Source organism: Microbacterium sp. MYb72, assembly GCF_002979415.1.
GTDB lineage: Bacteria > Actinomycetota > Actinomycetes > Actinomycetales > Microbacteriaceae > Microbacterium > Microbacterium natoriense.
Genome location: NZ_PCOT01000036.1, coordinates 20,483 through 37,700, shown reverse-complemented (window position 1 = coordinate 37,700; position 17,218 = coordinate 20,483). Strand labels below are relative to the sequence as shown.

The 17,218-nt window shown below is 68.9% G+C and carries 15 protein-coding genes and 1 pseudogene; 9 read left to right on the top strand and 7 right to left on the bottom strand.

What is annotated here, in order from left to right; all coding sequences use genetic code 11:
- A pseudogene (locus CQ047_RS16395) lies at nt 1-2,128 on the bottom strand (DUF11 domain-containing protein); the annotation flags it as partial.
- Nucleotides 2,129-2,320: 192 nt separating this feature from the next.
- On the opposite strand from CQ047_RS16395, the gene CQ047_RS16390 reads away from it, so the two are divergent.
- From CQ047_RS16390 to CQ047_RS16380, 3 genes are read left to right on the top strand one after another with little or no spacing between them, the layout of a single operon-like run.
- Nucleotides 2,321-2,920, top strand: a complete 600-nt coding sequence (locus CQ047_RS16390; RefSeq protein WP_105676934.1) for a dihydrofolate reductase family protein — start codon at nt 2,321-2,323, stop codon at nt 2,918-2,920.
- A gap of 13 nt (nt 2,921-2,933) precedes the next feature.
- Nucleotides 2,934-3,269 carry a YciI family protein gene (locus CQ047_RS16385; protein ID WP_105676933.1) on the top strand — a complete coding sequence of 112 codons (336 nt, stop codon included), beginning with the start codon at nt 2,934-2,936 and terminating at the stop codon, nt 3,267-3,269.
- Nucleotides 3,266-4,483, top strand: a complete 1,218-nt coding sequence (locus CQ047_RS16380) for an RNA polymerase sigma factor (protein WP_105676931.1) — start codon at nt 3,266-3,268, stop codon at nt 4,481-4,483. Before CQ047_RS16385 ends, CQ047_RS16380 begins: the two co-directional genes overlap by 4 nt.
- Nucleotides 4,484-4,562: 79 nt before the next feature.
- On the opposite strand, the gene CQ047_RS16375 is transcribed toward CQ047_RS16380, so the two are convergent.
- A complete protein-coding gene (locus tag CQ047_RS16375) occupies nt 4,563-5,153 on the bottom strand; it encodes a helix-turn-helix domain-containing protein (RefSeq protein ID WP_105676930.1) in 591 nt (196 codons plus the stop codon).
- A 78-nt stretch (nt 5,154-5,231) separates the two neighbouring features.
- Here CQ047_RS16375 and CQ047_RS16370 point away from each other — a divergent pair, with 78 nt between their 5' ends.
- A complete protein-coding gene (locus CQ047_RS16370; protein WP_105676928.1) occupies nt 5,232-6,167 on the top strand; it encodes an NAD(P)/FAD-dependent oxidoreductase in 936 nt (311 codons plus the stop codon).
- 43 nt (nt 6,168-6,210) lie between these two features.
- Nucleotides 6,211-6,498, top strand: a complete 288-nt coding sequence (locus tag CQ047_RS16365; protein WP_105676926.1) for a hypothetical protein — start codon at nt 6,211-6,213, stop codon at nt 6,496-6,498.
- 11 nt (nt 6,499-6,509) lie between these two features.
- On the opposite strand, the gene CQ047_RS16360 is transcribed toward CQ047_RS16365, so the two are convergent.
- Nucleotides 6,510-7,124: a TetR/AcrR family transcriptional regulator gene (locus tag CQ047_RS16360; RefSeq protein WP_105676925.1), complete on the bottom strand. Its 615-nt coding sequence runs from the start codon at nt 7,122-7,124 to the stop codon at nt 6,510-6,512.
- Nucleotides 7,125-7,133: 9 nt separating this feature from the next.
- Nucleotides 7,134-8,930 carry a glycoside hydrolase family 3 protein gene (locus tag CQ047_RS16355; protein ID WP_105676924.1) on the bottom strand — a complete coding sequence of 599 codons (1,797 nt, stop codon included), beginning with the start codon at nt 8,928-8,930 and terminating at the stop codon, nt 7,134-7,136.
- 176 nt (nt 8,931-9,106) lie between these two features.
- On the opposite strand from CQ047_RS16355, the gene CQ047_RS16350 reads away from it, so the two are divergent.
- From CQ047_RS16350 to CQ047_RS16335, 4 genes are read left to right on the top strand one after another with little or no spacing between them, the layout of a single operon-like run.
- The gene (locus CQ047_RS16350) at nt 9,107-10,441 is read left to right on the top strand and encodes an MFS transporter (RefSeq protein ID WP_105676922.1); all 1,335 of its coding nucleotides are present in this window, start codon (nt 9,107-9,109) and stop codon (nt 10,439-10,441) included.
- Nucleotides 10,438-11,229, top strand: coding sequence for a tyrosine-protein phosphatase (locus CQ047_RS16345; protein ID WP_105676921.1), 792 nt, complete (start codon nt 10,438-10,440; stop codon nt 11,227-11,229). Before CQ047_RS16350 ends, CQ047_RS16345 begins: the two co-directional genes overlap by 4 nt.
- Nucleotides 11,230-11,234: 5 nt before the next feature.
- The gene (locus tag CQ047_RS16340; RefSeq protein ID WP_105676919.1) at nt 11,235-11,978 is read left to right on the top strand and encodes an MgtC/SapB family protein; all 744 of its coding nucleotides are present in this window, start codon (nt 11,235-11,237) and stop codon (nt 11,976-11,978) included.
- 48 nt (nt 11,979-12,026) lie between these two features.
- Nucleotides 12,027-12,788: a peptidoglycan recognition family protein gene (locus CQ047_RS16335; RefSeq protein WP_105676918.1), complete on the top strand. Its 762-nt coding sequence runs from the start codon at nt 12,027-12,029 to the stop codon at nt 12,786-12,788.
- A gap of 90 nt (nt 12,789-12,878) precedes the next feature.
- Here CQ047_RS16335 and CQ047_RS16330 read toward each other — a convergent pair whose 3' ends face one another.
- The 3 genes from CQ047_RS16330 to CQ047_RS16320 all read right to left on the bottom strand — a co-directional run bounded on the left by CQ047_RS16330 (nt 12,879) and on the right by CQ047_RS16320 (nt 17,156).
- The gene (locus CQ047_RS16330; protein WP_105676916.1) at nt 12,879-13,352 is read right to left on the bottom strand and encodes a hypothetical protein; all 474 of its coding nucleotides are present in this window, start codon (nt 13,350-13,352) and stop codon (nt 12,879-12,881) included.
- Between the two features lie 102 nt (nt 13,353-13,454).
- The gene (locus CQ047_RS16325) at nt 13,455-15,464 is read right to left on the bottom strand and encodes a DUF5979 domain-containing protein (RefSeq protein WP_146114371.1); all 2,010 of its coding nucleotides are present in this window, start codon (nt 15,462-15,464) and stop codon (nt 13,455-13,457) included.
- A gap of 381 nt (nt 15,465-15,845) precedes the next feature.
- Nucleotides 15,846-17,156 carry an FAD-dependent oxidoreductase gene (locus tag CQ047_RS16320; protein WP_105676913.1) on the bottom strand — a complete coding sequence of 437 codons (1,311 nt, stop codon included), beginning with the start codon at nt 17,154-17,156 and terminating at the stop codon, nt 15,846-15,848.
- Nucleotides 17,157-17,218 lie beyond the last annotated feature (62 nt).

Below are 17,218 nucleotides of genomic sequence, written 5' to 3'. Positions count from 1 at the left end.
GGCAGTCGACGGCCGAGAGCGAGCCCGCTCCGGAGAACGTCCCCTCCACGACCGACGCGTTCGTCAGCGTCACGTTGCCCGTGTTCGTCACCCGGAAGGAGTACGTCACGGTCTGACCTGCGACCAGGGTGGCGCGGTCGGCCGTCTTGACGATCGACACGGACGGGTCGGGGACCGACGGCGTGCGCGTCGTCGACGGGTCGGACGTCACCGGGATGCCAGAGGGCGGGGTGCCCGTCGCGGTCGCGGTGTTGTCCATGGAGCCGGCATCGACATCCGCCTGCTGCACCACGTACGTGGCCGTGCAGACGAGCTGCGCACCGGGGGCGAGAGTCCGATCAGCGGGACAGCTCACCGCCGACATCGTGCCGGCGCCGGTGAAGGCGGTCTCGTTGACGCCGACGTTGTTCAGCGTCACGTTTCCGGTGTTGGTCACGACGAAGCTGAACTTCACGGTCTCGCCGACGACGAGCACGGCGGTGTCGGAGGACTTCTTGATCGTGATGCCCGGGGTCTGCGTCGCGGTGAGGCGGACGCTGGAGGGGGTCGAGGTCACGGCGATGTCGTCGGGAGAGACGGCTCGCGCGGTCGCGGTGTTGTCCACGGCTCCCGCGTTGACGTCGGCCTGGCGCACCACGTACGACGCGGTGCAGGTGGTCGAGGCTCCGGTCGCCAGCGGCTGGGGCAGCGTCGGGCAGCTGATCGCCGACATCGCTCCGGCGCCGGTGAACGCGGTCTCCGACACGGAGATGTCGTGCAGCGGCACGTTGCCGTCGTTGGTGACCTTGAACGAGTAGGTCACCGTCTCGCCGGCGACGAGGGTCGAGGTGCTCGCCGTCTTCTGCAGCGAGACGTGCGGCAGCCGGGCGCCGTTCGTGAACGTGCACACCGCGGCGACGCCCTTCGGACCGCCGTCCGGAACGATGAACGAGCCCGTGCTGCCCGTTCCTGAGGCCAGGACGTTGCCGGAGTTGCGGTCGACGCAGGTCCAGCTCGAGTCGTACTTGGGCCTGCCGGTTCCCGTGCCGGTCTCGGTCACGGTGATCTGCTGACCGGAGAGCACGAGGACGGGCCCGGCTTCCTGCGGCTGGACGCCGGAGGCCGTGCCGGCGGTGGTCGCCGTGTTGCCCTTGGTGATGCCCGCGCCCGAGATCGTCATGGTGACCTGGTCGGAGGCGGTGTGACGCCCCGCCGGGAAGTCCTTGACGATGGAGACCGTGTTCGGAGAAGCGCAGGAGGCCATGTCGACCGAGCCGGCGGTGGTGAAGGGCACGTTGCTGATGACCGCGCCGCTGGTGGGGTTGACCTTGTACATGCGGTTGCCGCCCGCCACGTACAGGTAGCCGTCGCCCGCAAAGGCGATGCCGTTGAGCGCCGTGCCGCCCGCGTCGATGCGGACGAGCTCGGTGGCCGTGATCGCCACGGGGGTGCCGGCGGTGGCCGGGATCTTCTGGTCGATGACGCTCACGACGTTCACCGTGCCCGCGCCGCTGCCGCCGGCGACGACGTAGAGGTTGCCCTGGCTGTCGAAGGCCCAGTCGCCGTTGCCGCCGCCGTTGGGGATCGTGCCGGTGGCGACGAGGCCCATCGACTGGTTGGTGGTCGTGTTGAAGCCGTAGACGTTCAGGACGTTGCCGGTGAGGCCGCCGTAGTAGTAGTGGCCGTTCGCCTGGTTGATCGCGCCGTGCGTGACGGCGGCATTCGCCTCTCCCGCGCCGAGCAGAGTGGTCTGGCCGGTGATGCTGGAGTACTGGTAGATCGAGCGAGCTGTGCCGGCGTTGGCCGGGAGGACCCCGACGATGATCTCGCCGTAGCCGTCACGGTCGGCGTCGTAGATGCCGGTGCCGTTGAGGTTGCCGGTCGCGCCGGCGATCGAGAACGATCCGACGGAGGTCTGCGCTCCGCCGGTGCGTTCGATCTGCCAGATGTTCCGCGGGCTCACCCCCTGCTGGGTGTAGACGTCACCGCACGACAGACCGCCTGCGGCCACCGCCGTTCCCTGGTCGACCACGACCACGTTGACCGCAGCGAGAGCGGTCACGACGACCGCCACCACCGCCGCCGCAATGGACTTCGAACCCTTGAGCTGTGTTTTCCGGGCGCGCCCGAATCCCCACTTCATCGGCATCCCGTTCTCCCCCGGTTACCCGTTGCTAATATCCCCTGAACCAGGAGACCCACAACCCCCCACCCTAGGGGTTATGCGCAGATCTTTTCAGCGAACGCCTAGCTAGCATCCCAGTTAGACCGATATTTCAGCCCGAGGATGTCGAATCCGCCCTTCCGTGTTCGTGGTACTGGTGAGAGAAAGGAACTCATCATGAAGCTCACCATCAGCCTGCAGGTCACTCTCGACGGAGTCGCTCAAGCGAACGGCGGCAACAACGAGGAGATGGACCCCGGCTTCACCCGCGGAGGCTGGGCGATCCCCTTCGGCGACGCGGATGCGGCGCAGTACATCCTCGACACCTGGCGCCGCCCCGACGCGTTTCTGCTGGGCCGGAAGACGTTCAGCCTGTTCGAGACGTTCTGGGGAGCACGCAGCGACGACGGCGGGTTCGGCGAGGCGATCAGCTCGGCGCCGAAGTACGTCGTCTCGAACACGCTGACCGCGCCCGCCTGGTCGGGAACCACCGTGATCTCGGGAGATGTCGCCGGGGCGATCCGCGACCTGAAATCGCAGCCGGGAGGCGAACTCCTCATCGTCGGCAGCGCAGCGCTCGCACGCTGGCTCCTCGAGAACGAGCTGGTCGACGAGATCAACCTCGTGCAGTTTCCCGTGATCGTCGGCGAAGGAGAGAAGCTGTTCCCGCAGAGCGGTCGCGACTTCGCCCTGGAGCTGGTCGACTCGACGGTGTTCGGCACCGGGATCATCGCATCGACCTATCGAGTGGGCGGCCGCCCCGTCTACGCGCAGTGAGAGGAACGACCGCATGCACTACCTGGTCAACGTCATCGACCATCGCAGCGAGTCCGGCACCGAAGAGGAGGCCGTGGCGATCGACGCGTTCAACGAGAAGCTGGTCGCCGGCGGACACTGGGTCTTCGCCGCCGGACTGGCCGATCCCACGGCGTCGACGGTCGTCGACGGGCGCGGCGACGAGCCGATCTTCACCGACGGCCCGTTCGCCGAGGCGAAGGAATGGGCCGCGGGGCTCTGGATCATCCAGGCCCCTGACCTCGACGTCGCGCTCAAGCTGATGGCCGAGGGATCGAAGGCGTGCAATCGCCGGCTCGAGATCCGTCCGATCCTTCCGCCGCCCGTGTGACCGAGGTCCGCGACGCCCTGTCCCGCGCCCACCGCGAAGAGTGGGCGCGGGTCGTCGCGACGCTCGCCAAGCGCTTCGGCGACCTCGACACGGCCGAGGACGCGGCGGCCGAGGCGTTCGCGACGGCGGCCGAGCGCTGGCCAGACGACGGGGTCCCTCCCGCGCCGGGGGCGTGGCTGACGACGACAGCGGTCCGCAAGGCGATCGACCGCATCCGGCGTGAGAGCACGCGGGATGCGAGGCACAGGGAGGCGATGCTCGTGTACGACGGCGAGGCGACGCCGCTCGGCGTGATCGACGATGATCGGCTGCGGCTCCTCTTCATCTGCTGCCATCCGGCGCTGGCGATGGAGTCGCGCGTGGCGCTCACGCTGCGCATGGTCGGCGGTCTGAGCGTGCCGGAGATCGCGAGCGCGTTCCTCGTGCAGGACACGACGATGGGCGCGCGCATCACCCGGGCGAAGGCGAAGATCGCGGCGAGCGGCATCCCGTACCGCATGCCGACGGCGGAGGATCTTCCCGTGCGGACGTCGGGTGTGCTGGCCGTGCTGTTCCTCGTCTTCAACGAGGGGTACCTCGCATCGGGCTCCGCCTCTCCTCCGCTGCGTCGGGAACTCACCGCCGAGGCGATCCGCCTCACCCGTCTGCTGCGCGAGCTGCTTCCGGCGAACGGCGAGGTCGCGGGGCTGCTGGCGCTGATGCTGCTGATCGACGCTCGGCGCGCGGCGCGCGTCTCCGTCGCGGGTGAGCTGATCCCGCTGTTCGAGCAGGACAGGATGCTGTGGGATGCCGCGCTCATCTCCGAGGGGCACGCGCTCGTGCGCGAACGGCTGGCCTCCGGCGTCGCGCCCGGTCGCTTTCAGCTGCTGGCCGCGATCAACGCGGTGCACACCGACGGGGCGGCGACCGACTGGTCGCAGGTGGTGGCGCTCTACGATCAGCTGGTGCTGATCGACCCCTCTCCGGTCGTGCGGCTCAGCAGAGCCATCGCTGTCGGGGAGTCCGAGGGCGCGATCTCTGGTCTGGCTCTGATGGACGGTCTCACCGCCGACCTCGGCGGATATCCCCCGTTCCCCGCGGCCCGCGCCCTTCTGCTCGCGCAGCTGGGCCGCGACGAAGAGGCCCGGGTGGCGTACGACGCGGCGATCTCTCTCGCGCAGAACTCGGCAGAGGTCGCCTATCTGAGGAGGCGGCGGGCCGAGCTGGGGTGCTGACGCCCTTGATGCCGGCACGAGTCGCGCCCTGACGCAGAAGGCGCCGTTCCGGCGCCACGTGCCAGGCCCGGCGCGTCCCTCACTCCGACCGCTGGCCCCCGCCTGCGCGGACGTGGGCGCGCTCTCCCTGACGACCGAACAGACTCAGCACCTCCGCGGGAGCGCCGTCTGCGCTTCCGAACCAGTGCGGCACGTGCGTGTCGAACTCGGCGACCTCTCCCGCTTCCAGCGTCAGATCGTGAGCGCCGAGGATGAGCCGCATCCGCCCACTCAGCACGTACAGCCACTCGTACCCCTCGTGCGCCCGCGGCTCCGGCCTGATCTGGCTGCCGGGAATCAGGATCTTCCAGGCCTGCACCGATCCGGGCTGCGGAGTGAGGGGGATGACCACTCGCCCGTTCACCCGCCTCGGCTTCAGCCGCACCCGCGGATCGCCCACCTCCGGCGCTCCCACCAGCTCATCCAGCGGCACCCGATACGCCTGGGCAAGAGGGAGCAGCAGTTCGAGGCTCGGCCGACGCTGCCCCGTCTCGAGACGTGACAGGGTGCTCGTCGAGATTCCCGTGGCCGACGACAGCGCCGCCAGGGTCATGCCGCGCTGACCGCGCAGCCACTTCAGACGCGGACCGACGGCGTCCAGCGCCGAGTCGATCATCGCAGACGGTTCCATCCCGTCAGTGTGACCCATCCATCCCAGAAACGGCAACGAACTTTGCCGAAACCGGTGCCGTCGATCGATCCTTGCCTCATGAACGACTACGACGCACTGATCATCGGCGGAGGCGCCGCAGGGCTCAGCGCAGCCCTCGTCCTGCTGCGAGCCCGCCGCCGGGTCGCGGTGATCGACGCGGGTCACCCCCGCAACGCTCCCGCGTCGCACATGCACGGGTTCCTCTCCCGCGAGGGGATGCCGCCCGCCGACTTCCTCGCCGCCGGACGCGCCGAGGTCATCGCGTACGGCGGTGCGATCATCCACGACACGATCGTGGCCCTCACGCCGGGGTTCGTCGCCGACCTCTCCGACGGCACGTCCGTGCGGGGGCGCCGAGTGCTCGTGACCACGGGCCTTCGCGACCGGATCCCCCTCCTCCCCGGCCTCTCCGAACGGTGGGGCAGAGACGTGCTCCACTGCCCATACTGCCACGGCTACGAAATGCGCGATCAGCCCCTCGGGGTCCTCGGCGGCGACGCGGACGCGATCGCCCACGCCATCCTCATCCGCCAGTGGTCGGACGATGTGATCCTCTTCGTCGGCGACACCGCTCTGGGCGACGAACAGCGCGAACTGCTCGACGCGCGAGGCGTCCGGATCCAGCCGGGAGAGGTCCGCGGGCTCGTCATCGACGACGACGTGCTCACGGCGATCGAACTCGACGACGGGCAGCGGATCCCCCGACGAGCCCTGTTCGTCCGCCCCGTCTTCGTCGCGAACGACGCGCTGCTGAGAGACCTCGGATGCGGTGTCGACGAGGCCGGGTGGATCGTTCAGCGCACCGGCGGCGCCACGACCATCCCCGGCGTCTACGTCGCCGGCAACGCCGCGGACCCCCGTGCCCAGGTCATCACCGCGGCAGGGCAGGGCTCTGCGACGGCGATCGCGATCAACGCCGACCTCGTCGCCGACGACCTGCAGGCCGCGCTCTCCCGAGCACGCACCGCCTCACCGTCGGCGCCCGCCGACTGAGCCACCCGCACCACCGACCGAAAGACCCCGAAGGAGCACTCCCATGACCGCACGATCCGACACCCCGCCCGCACCCGGCGCACCGGCCGTCGCGCCACCCTCGAAGCATCAGCTCGCCCTCATGATCTGGATCGCCGTGTTCCCCACGCTCACGATCCTCAATCTGATCCTCGGCGATCTCCTCGCACCGCTCCCGATGATCGTCAGGACACTCGTCCTCGTCAGCATCGCCGTGCCCATCGTGATCTACGGCGCGATGCCGGTGCTGCACCGTGCTCGTCGCGCGATCATCCTGCGTCGCCGCGAGCGGGTCTCGACCGTCGGGGCGTAGACGGCGGCGTCCTAGGCGCGCACCCGCTCGTACAGTCCGTTCGCGGCCGCGGTGAACACGGCGACGTAGTCGATGCGCTCCGGCAGTGTCGACCACTGATCGCGGATGCCCTCGTTGAGCGCCAGCAGCTCGAGGATCAGCTGCTGCGGATCCGTGCCCCTGGCGATCTCCCCCGCGGCGATGCGCTCCTCGATGAGCGGGATGAGGGAGTCGAGTGCGGCTTCGAGGGTGCGCTGCGCTCTGCCCTCGACGGGGTGCCCCGCGATGCGCGAGGCACCGGTGAGCATGACGCGGAAGCGCAGCAGCTCCGGCTCCTCGGCGGCCCGACGCACGGCCTCGATGAACTGGTCGAACAGCGAGCGCACCGAATCCGTCGGCAGCGTGATGGTCTGGTAGACCTCCTCGCGGCGCTCGACCACGGCCATGAACAGGTCGTGCTTCGTGGCGAAGTGGTGCAGCACTCCGGCATCCGTCACCCCGGCGGCGCGTGCGATGTCGGCGATGCGGGTGCTCTCGTACCCCTTGCGCCCGAACTCCGTGGTGGCTGCCGCCAGGATCCGCGTGCGTCGGGCGTCACCGCGGGCCACGCGCTTGTCGACGTCGGTGGAGGACTCGGAGCTGCTCACCCTAGAACCCTACGAGATGTTCGGCCAGCGGAGACCCTGCCCGAAGCGCCACAGCGGATCGGCCGTGTCGAAGCGCACGTCCTCCCGCGAGGCCTCCACCGCCGCCATCGACCGGGGCAGGTCGAACGGCAGACGCCCGGTGGTCGCGGCACGGCCGGAGACGGCGTCGAGCAGGATGCCGTCGTCGACGCCGAACGTGCCGAGAAGAGTCACCCCGAGCTCGGCGAGCGGAGTCAGCACGGCGGGCCGGTCGAGGAACACGTCGATCACGGTCGGAGTCTGCGCTGCGATGTCGGAGATCCGCGCGACCTCCTCGTCGGAGAACTCCAGGCTGCCGCTGTGGAACCCCTGCTCCAGCATCCCCTCGCGCTGCTCGTATGGGGCCGCGAGGCGGACGATCGCGAGATCGGCGGATGCCGGGTCGTCGACGACGAGCGCGCGTCCGGCGAGGGCGTCGGTGTCCATCTCCTCGACGTACACGCGGGTGGTGGGGGTCAGCGCGACGGGCTCGCCCTGCAGCGCCACGACGGACGCCCGCTGCACGCGCTCGCCGATCGCGAGGTGCGCGGGGATCGCGATGCGTTCGCGGACCTCGGCGGGGGCAGCCGCGCGTGCGGCCGCATCGTCGAACAGCCCCAGCCGCTCCTTCTCGCGCAGCACGCGCCGCACCGACTCGTCGATGCGCTCCTCGGACACGAGGCCGCGGTCGAGCGCCTCCAGCACGGGCGCGGGATCGTCCTCGCCCCCGAACTGGTCGACCCCGGCGTCGAGCAGCCGCACGACGCGCTGCACGGGGTCGGCGTCCAGCATCCCCCACGCCCGCACGGGCAGCTCGACGCCGAGGCGGGGCAGACACATGCCGTTCACGATGTTGAAGTCGGTGACGACCACCCCGTCGAAGCCGAGCCTGTCGCGCAGAAGATCCGTGATGAGGCGACGCTCGAACGCGAAGCCGACCTCGTCGTACTCCAGCCCGAGCGGCGCGGCGTAGCCGGGCATGACCCGCACGACGCCGGCGTCGATCGCTGCGGCGAAGGGGCGCAGATGGTCGTCGAAGCGTCCGCCGGGATAGACGGTGTGGGCGCCGCGCTCGAAGTGGGCGTCCTCACCGCCGCGCTGGGGTCCGCCGCCGGGGAAGTGCTTCACGGTCGCGGCGACGCCCGACTCGCTGAGGCCGGTGACGTACTCGCTCACGAGGAGGGAGGCGAGGCCGGGGTCTTCGCCGAAGGTGCCGGAGACGCGGGCCCAGCGCGGCTCGGTGGCCAGATCGGCCATCGGGTGCAGTGCGATGTGTATGCCGGCCGCCCTGAGCTCCGCGCCGATCATCCGCGCCGCCTCGCGCACGAGCGCGGGGTCGTGGGTCGCGGCGAGGGCGATGGGCTCGGGGAACGACGTGAAGCCGCCGCCGCTCATCGCGACGTCGTGATTGCGGCTGCGGCCGTGCACGGGGTCCGAGGCGACGGAGACGGGGATGCCGAGCCTGGTCGACGCCGCGACGCCTCGGATCGCCTCGCCCCACCTCGCCAGCTCGGCGACGGGGGCGGGGTTCATCAGCGTCACGTGCGAGACATGGCGCTCGCGCAGCAGCGCGGTGGTGGGGGCGAACCCGAACGGCGACTCGTCCTCGGCGCCCTCCCAGAGCGTGCCGCCGGCGCCGGTCACGATGCGCGCGACGAGCAGACTGCCGACCTTCTCCTCGATGGTCATGGCGGAGAGCAGCGCGTCGAGGCGCGTCTCTGCGGCGGAGATCGTGGTGTCGGTCATGTCGGCGTCCTTCGTCGGCTCGGCGGCTGCGGGCAGTGGCATCCGCTCCAGTAGACCATAAAACCTAGTGACGACTAAGTGAATTTTCGACGACCTCTTGCGCGGGGAGGAATCCGCGCGTTATCGTCGGCTGAATTAACTTAGTGGTCACTAAGTTTTTACCCCTGGGAAGGGAACGGCTGGTCCAATGAGGGACCACACGGACCGAGGAAGGACCCATGCACACCACTCCCCCCACCCCGCAGACGCGCGTGCCGATGTCGCGCATCTACCTGTTCGCGCTCATCGAGCTCGCCGCACTCGGCGCTCTCGTCACCCCGCTCGTCGTCTCGCTCTCCCTGAAGGTGCTCCAGCTCGTGCCGGAGTCGCAGAAGGAAGGAGCGCTCGGTCTCGTCACGGCGCTCGGCGCTCTCGCCGCCCTCGTCGCCAATCCGATCTTCGGCCACCTCTCCGACCGCACGCGCAGTCGCTTCGGCCGACGCCGCCCCTGGCTCATCGGCGGCGTGCTCGGCGGTGTCCTCGCGGCCGCGCTCATGGCCGTCGCCCCCAGCATCCCCGTCCTCGTCGTCGCCTGGGTGCTGTCGCAGGCGGCGTACAACGCGACGCTGGCCTCGCTCTCCGCGCTGCTCGCCGATCAGGTCCCCGAGGAGCAGCGCGCCAAGGCGTCCGGCATCTTCGGCGCGATCGGCTTCCTCGGGATGGTGCCCGCCATGCTGGTCGCGGCGTTCTTCGCGTCGAACCTCACGATCGTCGTCCTCGCGATGCCGATCGTCGCCGTGATCATCGTCGCGATCGTGTGCCTCGTCATCCCCGACCCGCCGATCGAGCGGGTCGACGGAGAGCGCGGCTCGATCGCGCAGGTGTTCCGCGCCTTCCTGTTCAATCCGGCCAAGGCGCCGATGTTCACGCTGGTGTGGGTGCAGCGGGCGACCATGCAGTTCGGGTTCACCGTGGTGTCGACCTTCGGACTCTTCTACCTGATGATCCGACTCGACATGGATCAGGTCGCCGCGGCATCCCTCACCTCCACGGCGGCGCTCGCCGGGGCGGCGCTGAACTTCGTCGCCGCGTTCGCGTGCGGCTACCTCGCCTCCCGCCGGGGCAACTACGCGCCGTTCATCATCGGGTCGGCGCTGCTCATGGCGCTGTCGCTGCTGCTCAAGGCGTTCACGCAGGACCTCTCGGTGTTCTGGGTGAGCACGCTGCTGGCCGGGTTCGCGCTCGGCGCCTACTACGCGGTCGACCTCGCCCTCGCGATGCGCACGCTGCCCGTCGGCGAGGAGGGCAAGTACCTCGGCATCTTCAACGTCGCCAAGACCCTGCCGCAGTCGATTGCCCCGGCCATCGCTCCCCTCGTCGTGCTGATCGGCGGGAGCGACCCCGTCGTCGGAGGAGAGAAGAACTACACCGCCCTGTACCTCGTCGCGGCCGCCGCCGTGCTCGCCTCGCTGCTGACCCTGCCGGGTCTGCGCCGAGTGCTGCGGCGCGACGTGTACGACGCAGGGCGGTCCACCGCCGCGGCCAGCGCCGCGCAGAAAGAGGAGGTCGCGTGAGCGCCATCATCGCCGGAACCTACAACTCCCGAGACACCGGAGGCACGCCGCTCTCCGCGGGAGGCGTCACCCGCGCGGGCGTGCTCTATCGCTCCGACGCTCTCGCCGGCATCACCGACGACGGCATCCGCACACTGAGCGACAGCCCGATCGGCACGATCGTCGACTTCCGCAGCGACTTCGAACGTGTGGAGGCCCCCAACCGGCTCGGCACGGAGCGCTCGTTCGTCGAGGTCGGCCTCCCTCTGCTCGAGGGGTCGATGACCGGGATGCCGTCACCCGGCGATCTCGGAGACCTCGGCGATCTCGACGGCGAGGCCGCGCGGGCGATGCTCTCGCGCATCCCCTCGCTGGCGGATCTCTACGTGGGCATGCTCGGATCGGCTGCGGCGTCGTTCGCCGAGGTCGCGCGGCTCGTCGCACGGCCCTCCGACGAGAGCCGCGGCGCCGTGCTCGTGCACTGCACCGCGGGCAAGGACCGCACCGGCGTCGCGACGGCACTGCTGCTCGACGCGGCCGGTGCGGACCGCGCCGCCGTGGTCGCCGACTACGTGCAGAGCGAGACGAACCTCGCGGGCGACTGGGCGGATCGGATGCTGGAGCGCGCCAGGAGCTGGGGTATGCCGATGGTCCCCGCCCTCACCGATCTCGTCACCGCGACGCCCCCGCAGGCGATCGAGGCCGCGTTCGCGTGGATCGACGAGCGCGGCGGGTCGGCCGAGTACCTTCGCGGCGGAGGGCTGTCGGACGACGACCTCGAGGCCCTGCGCGCTCGTCTCGCCGGCTGAGGGGTATGACCCTCCTCGACACGGGCGCCCTGCTCCTCACCGCCGCTCTGGCGGCGGGGCTGGGCGCCCTCATCGGCCTCGAGCGGCAATGGCGCATGCGCACCGCCGGCATGCGTACGAACGCTCTCGTGTCGCTCGGCGCCGCGCTGTTCGTGATCCTCGGTTCGCAGGCGCTCCCCGGCGAGACCGCTGATCCGACACGCGTGGCCGCTCAGGTGGTCTCCGGCATCGGGTTCCTCGGCGCCGGTGTGATCCTGCGCGAGGGACTCAATATCCGCGGACTCACGACGGCGGCGACGCTGTGGTGCGCGGCCGCCGTCGGCTCCCTCGCCGGAGCCGGGATGCCGCTGCTCGCCGCCGGAGGGGCGATCCTCGTCTCGGCGACCAACATCCTGCTGCGCCCGCTGAGCACCGCGCTCAACCGGAGGCTGCGACTCAACGCCGAGGACGAGTCGACGGAGGACGGCACCGACGCCGGCGCCCCGCAGGACTTCGTGCTCGAGGTCACGACGGGCGAGAAGAGCGAGCAGCGGGTCCGCGCCCTGCTGCTCCAGGCCGCGACGCACCCGGAGCTCACCCTGCGTTCGGTGCGAGTGCGCCACGGCAAGAACACGGAGGTGCACGTGCGCGCGGAGGTCAGCATCGACGACCCGGAGAGCGTGGACGTCATCGAGCGTGCGATCTCCCGCGTCGGCACCGACCCGAAGGTGATCGGCAGCCGCTGGTGGCCGGTCGAAGAGGCCGGGTGACGACGGGGCTCGATCTGACACATTCCACCGAGCGTGTTAGATGGGCAGATGGAGCACTCCCCCGCACACGATCCTGACGGAAGCCCGTCGGCGCACACCCGTCGACGCTTCCTGATCGCTGCGGGCTCGGGCGTCGCCGTCACGGCAGCGGGAATCCTGCTCGCCACGATTCCCCCGGGCACAGACGGCGGGGCGCCTGCCGTGGACCCGGACAATCCGAGGGGGCTGCCCGAGTACGAACCCGTCTACGATCGCGCGATCAAGGGCCTCGAGGCGCCCCTCGGGTTCGTGGACTGCCGGAACCCCACAATCCGGTCGACGCGTGACACCGCAGGGAGCGACCACCACGCGGTGACGCCGATCATCGACCGCTTCGTCATCCACCACACGGGCACGACCGAGGAGCAGCTGGACTTCCTCTCGCGCTGCAACAGGCGCTCCTCCGCGCCCACCTTCTATCTGCGGAACGACGGGTCCGTCTTCGAGCTCATCCGCCCCGGCGCGAAGCCGTCATCGACCGGCGCCGACTGGAACTGGCGGTCGCTGGCCGTGGAGACCCTGGACGCCACGGGAGCGCCGGACTACACCGTGACGGCGGTGCAGCTGGAGGAGCTCGCCCAGATGATCGCGTGGCTCGCGACCTACGATGGCAGGACGCTGGACGGCGTGCCGGTGTCGTTCACGATCGACAGGGAGCACGTCATCAGCCACAGGGAGACCTGGTCGGGGACCGAATGCCCCGGACCGTACCTGCAGTCCCGGCTGGACGACATCGTCGCCCGCGCCCGCGAGATCTTCGCCGCACGCTGACCGGGTCAGGCGCGCGGTGAGCGCGACGCGGATGCCTGCAGCGGGATGCCTCTGCCGCGGATGCGCAGAGCCGACCGCGTCAGAAAACGTTCAGCGACCTTCGTCGCCGATGAACCGGTCGACCAGTGACTCTGCGGCGACATTGCGGCCCCGGAGCATCGCCTCCATCATGTTCACCTGAAGCTCTTCCTGCCTGAGCATGTAGTCGAAGAAGTCGGACTCGCTCGTTGGTCCGATCACGGCGAGACGGCGGAGGTCCTCCACGTACTCGACAGTGCGAGGAAACGCGAACCTGATCGATTCGCGACGGAGACTGTTCGGCATCCACCCGACCAGTCGGCCTCGCAGCCGGGCACCGGCACCCGTGCTGTCCGATATCCCGAGGCGTTCGGCGGCCGCTCGGTAGCGCGGGGCGTTGAACCGCTCGAGGCGATCGTAGGCGCGCCAGAACGGCGCCGTCTCGTGCTTCTCAGTCCGTATCGCCATCGCCGCCATCCCGATACGGGCGAACTCCCGGTTCGCCAACTCGGCGCGGAATCCTTGTTCGAAGGTGGTGAATCGCATCGTGCTCCTCTGGTCGGCGTGCGAAGGTCGTGCCGGACGGCGGCAGGTGCGAACGGAGTCGCCGGACTCCGTTCGCACCTGCCGCCTGAAGAGACCTGCGTGCTACTTGCTGGGCCGGGAACGGCGGGAGACGAGGACGCTGCCGCCGACCGCGATGAGAGCCACCCCGAGCACGACCATAACCAGCGACAGCTCGCCACCGGTGAGCGCGAGCCCCGACGTCGATCCTGATCCCGCGCTGGCACCGGTGCCGTGGCCTGCTTCTCCTCCTCCCGCGCCGATAGCGTCCGCGTCCAGCGTGAGGGTGTTGGTGACCGTCACGCTGACGGGCTCATCATCATCGATGGTGACCGTGCCGGTGGACAGCACCGGGGCGGCCCAGGTCGCACCCGCGATCGCGTCCGGAGCCCGCTCGCTCAACGTGAGCACCGCACCGACCGGCAGAGCACCCGACGTCACCACGTCACCATTCGCCGACAGCTCCAGAGCCCCAGAACCAGCCTCGAACCCCTCACCGGCCGGGTAGTCGTATTCGAGGAGGAACACCGCATCATCAGCGACGAGCGATGCCCCGTCGCCAGCGACCACCTTCGACGCCTCGAACACGCCCGTGTTCAGAGTCGCCCGGTTCGTCAGAGTCACGGCGACCGTTGTCTCGTCGCCGAGGATGAAGTCGTTCGTGCTGAATACCGGTGCGGCCCAGATGATGCTCGAAGGTCCTGTCGGCAGTATCTCCTCGATATGCACGGTGGAGCCGGTCTCGTACCCTTCGCTCGTCCACGTCGACCCCTCTGCCACATTGAACGGCTGGTTCTCGACGATAGCTGTGCCATCGGGTGCCGTCACGGTGTAGGTGCCGGCGAAGACGATGCCGTCGATAGCCTGACCGTCCCAGGTCACAGCCTTTGTGATGGAGAAAGCACCGAATCCTTCTCCTGTGCCGGTGCCCCCGCCGCCTTCTGTCGCGAACGTTGCAGATGCTGAACTGTTGATCGTGACTTGATCCGCGACGCGGAAGGTAGCGAAGACCTGGCATGGCACGTCATCGGCGGAACGCCCAGGGCTCTGGTTCCATGCGATGTGAGCGGTCGAAGGAGGGGTTGCCGCTGCGGAGAGCGTCGCCGTGCCCTGCTCGGTTGCGGTTAGCGCAAGAGTTACCGTCACCGGAGCACCCGATCCCGAGACCTGGAGCTGATCACCGGAAAGCACTCCTGGGCCGCTGACGACCGTCAAGGTGCCCGGAATCCCCGCGGTGCTGAGCGTCAACGGTGAGCTGAAGACGTCGGTCGTGATGACGAACTCGCCAGATCCGCCGATCGGTATCGGCGCAGAGGGTCCAGCCACCGACAGCGTCGGATCGGCGGAGATGCTTGCGAGAATCTCCGCCTGACGTTCAGGACCCATGTTGTCCAGGCAGGTGGCGCCTCGCTCGAGCTCGGTTCCCGTTGCGCTCGGCGCCACGGGATCGCTGATGCACCAGATGAGGACCTGAAGTGCTGAGCGCTCCCACGAATCACCGTCGGATACTGCGCGCGCCGCATTGTTGAAGTTGAAGTAGCCCGTTCCCTGATAGGCGTCCTGTCCATGCTGGATCAGGTAAGCGATCAGCGACTCCTGTTCTGGCGTGAGCTTGGGATTCGCCCCGGCGAGCTCGTTCAGTCCCGGAATGGGATTGCCATCGATGTCGAGCAGGTTGCCGTCAGCATCCACTCCACTGCAGACGTGGGAGAAGTAGTCGGTGCAGAACATCCACTCCGAGACCGGGCCGATGCCTGAGACGTAGCGCGTGGAGCACACCGGCGGATACGCGTTGGTGTCGTTCGCGGCGAAGGAGTCGTAGAGCGGGACGACACGCCCTTCGTTGTATTCCGCGAGCCTCGTCCCGAAGACCGATCGCAGGTCCGGCACCGGGCCGGACGAATCTGCCGGATCCAGCAGCGTTGTGCCCTCACAAACCGGAGCCGTGAACGCTTCAGCCGGCACAGTGGGAGCCTCGGCTGCCGCGGGGCCTGCGAGACCCCATAGGCTCCCCATCACCAGAATGACCGTCAGCAGTGCTCTCCATGGAGCCGCCTTGGCACTGATATCGCGACCTTGTCGCCTGATTGTCATGAGCTGTCCTTCTTCGTGATGTCGGAGAGAGCGCACGCTTGCGCTTTCCGAAGTGCGGTGCGGGCCATCGGGTTCGGGCCCAGTCGTTCGTGAGATGAAGCCCTGGGGGGAGGCGGAGCTCCCCCCAGGGGCGGCCTGTTGGGGACCCTGGGGAGTCGGGGAGAGCAGGCCGCGGTCTGACAGAGACTGCGTCAGACGTTGCGGGGCGGGCTGCTTCGTCGAAAGCGCCCGGATGTCGTACCGAGGTGGTGAAGGTGATGCATCGCCGCATCCGTCATTCGCCGCGATGTCATCACGACCCCCATTCCCAGTCGTACAACTGACTTAGAATAACTCAGCTTCGGTCGAGGCGCAAGACTTCCGTCTAACATCGCTTCGATCTCACGCCAGGGCCGCCACGACCTCAGCTGCAGCGCGCTGTCCCGATTCGATCGCCCCGTCGAGATACCCCGGGTGCTCCATGGCGGTTTCGGAGCCAGCCCAGTGGATGTGGCCCACCGGCGCGGCACCGAGCGGCCAGAACCCGCTTCGCGATCCGAGAACGGGCAACGCGACGTATCCTCCGCGAACATCGGGATCGAGATGCCACGCCTTCTCGTGCCAGCTGTTCGGCTCCAAGACCCTGAGACCGTAGTGAACCGCAAGCGGACCCAGAACTCGCGACATGCGCTCATCGGCAGACAAGGCGTCGAGGGCTCTCGCCGCTCTGCCGCCGATCAAGATGCACAGGTGCCCCGGCCCCTCGGGCGGCGACGTATCGAATATCGCGCCGCCACCTCCGTGCAGGAACAGCAGATCCTGCGGAGCACTCCCCCGCCAGAAAGGACGGTCGTAGACGGCGATCGCCTTGTACACAGCGCCCATCTCGGTGCTCTCTTGAACGTTGCGGACCGCTGACGGGAGAGGGGGAGTGTGCGCGATCGCCGAAGCGACAGGTGCAGGCACGGCGATGACCACTTTGGCCGCCTGGTATGTCGCAGCGCCCGTGCAGACGACGACTCCGTCGGCGTTCGAGTGCAGACTCAAGACCCGTTCGTCGGTTCGCACTCGGTCGCCGAGGTCCCGGGCGAGGCGTTCCACGAGCGTTCCCATCCCGCCGACGACGAGCGAATCCTGAGCGCCCCCAGAGGCCGAGAGGATGGTTCCGAGCCCATGCTGCGAGTGCACGACTCGACGCACTCCGTACAGAGAGATGCGATCGAGATCAGCCGTCCAGGACAGTTCGGCCCCGACTCGCAGAAGTCGCCGCGAGCGTCCCCACGACAGCTTTCTCAGGAAGAGGTCGAACGGCTGGCGATTGGACCAGCGCGCCGGCGCGAGCGCGGCAATCGTGCACGTCACGGCTGCGGCCGCAACCGCTCCGAGACCGGTCAGCGAGAGCCACCCCACGCCTTGCGCTCCATCGACGATGCGCGGGAGGATCCCCACCTGGCGTTCGAATGTCACCTCGCCGAACTCGCGAGCCAGGGCTGCGACCCGCTGATGATCGGCACCGATCCACTGTCCGCCGAGATCCAGCCGCGAGCCCAATGGGGATGTCTCCGCCAGCACGCGTCCACCGACGCGGTCAGCCGCCTCGAGCACGATCACCTCTCGCCCCGATCGGACGAGTTCACGCGCGGCGACGAGCCCTGACAGACCCGCCCCCACGACGACGACCGTGTTCGGCTTCGGAGGATGCGATGAGTCCATGTGTTCATCTTTCTCAGTCGGTCATATGACTTGTACACGTGAGCCAGAGATCTGCGATGGCG

What these genes read in the sequence shown, in the direction of transcription:
- CQ047_RS16390 (WP_105676934.1), top strand. Translation starts at nt 2,321, where the DNA reads ATGAAGCTCACCATCAGCCTGCAGGTCACTCTCGACGGAGTCGCTCAA.
- CQ047_RS16385 (WP_105676933.1), top strand. Translation starts at nt 2,934, where the DNA reads ATGCACTACCTGGTCAACGTCATCGACCATCGCAGCGAGTCCGGCACC.
- CQ047_RS16375 (WP_105676930.1), bottom strand. Translation starts at nt 5,153, where the DNA reads ATGGAACCGTCTGCGATGATCGACTCGGCGCTGGACGCCGTCGGTCCG.
- CQ047_RS16370 (WP_105676928.1), top strand. Translation starts at nt 5,232, where the DNA reads ATGAACGACTACGACGCACTGATCATCGGCGGAGGCGCCGCAGGGCTC.
- CQ047_RS16365 (WP_105676926.1), top strand. Translation starts at nt 6,211, where the DNA reads ATGACCGCACGATCCGACACCCCGCCCGCACCCGGCGCACCGGCCGTC.
- CQ047_RS16355 (WP_105676924.1), bottom strand. Translation starts at nt 8,930, where the DNA reads ATGCCACTGCCCGCAGCCGCCGAGCCGACGAAGGACGCCGACATGACC.
- CQ047_RS16350 (WP_105676922.1), top strand. Translation starts at nt 9,107, where the DNA reads ATGCACACCACTCCCCCCACCCCGCAGACGCGCGTGCCGATGTCGCGC.
- CQ047_RS16340 (WP_105676919.1), top strand. Translation starts at nt 11,235, where the DNA reads ATGACCCTCCTCGACACGGGCGCCCTGCTCCTCACCGCCGCTCTGGCG.
- CQ047_RS16335 (WP_105676918.1), top strand. Translation starts at nt 12,027, where the DNA reads ATGGAGCACTCCCCCGCACACGATCCTGACGGAAGCCCGTCGGCGCAC.
- CQ047_RS16330 (WP_105676916.1), bottom strand. Translation starts at nt 13,352, where the DNA reads ATGCGATTCACCACCTTCGAACAAGGATTCCGCGCCGAGTTGGCGAAC.
- CQ047_RS16325 (WP_146114371.1), bottom strand. Translation starts at nt 15,464, where the DNA reads ATGACAATCAGGCGACAAGGTCGCGATATCAGTGCCAAGGCGGCTCCA.
- CQ047_RS16320 (WP_105676913.1), bottom strand. Translation starts at nt 17,156, where the DNA reads ATGGACTCATCGCATCCTCCGAAGCCGAACACGGTCGTCGTCGTGGGG.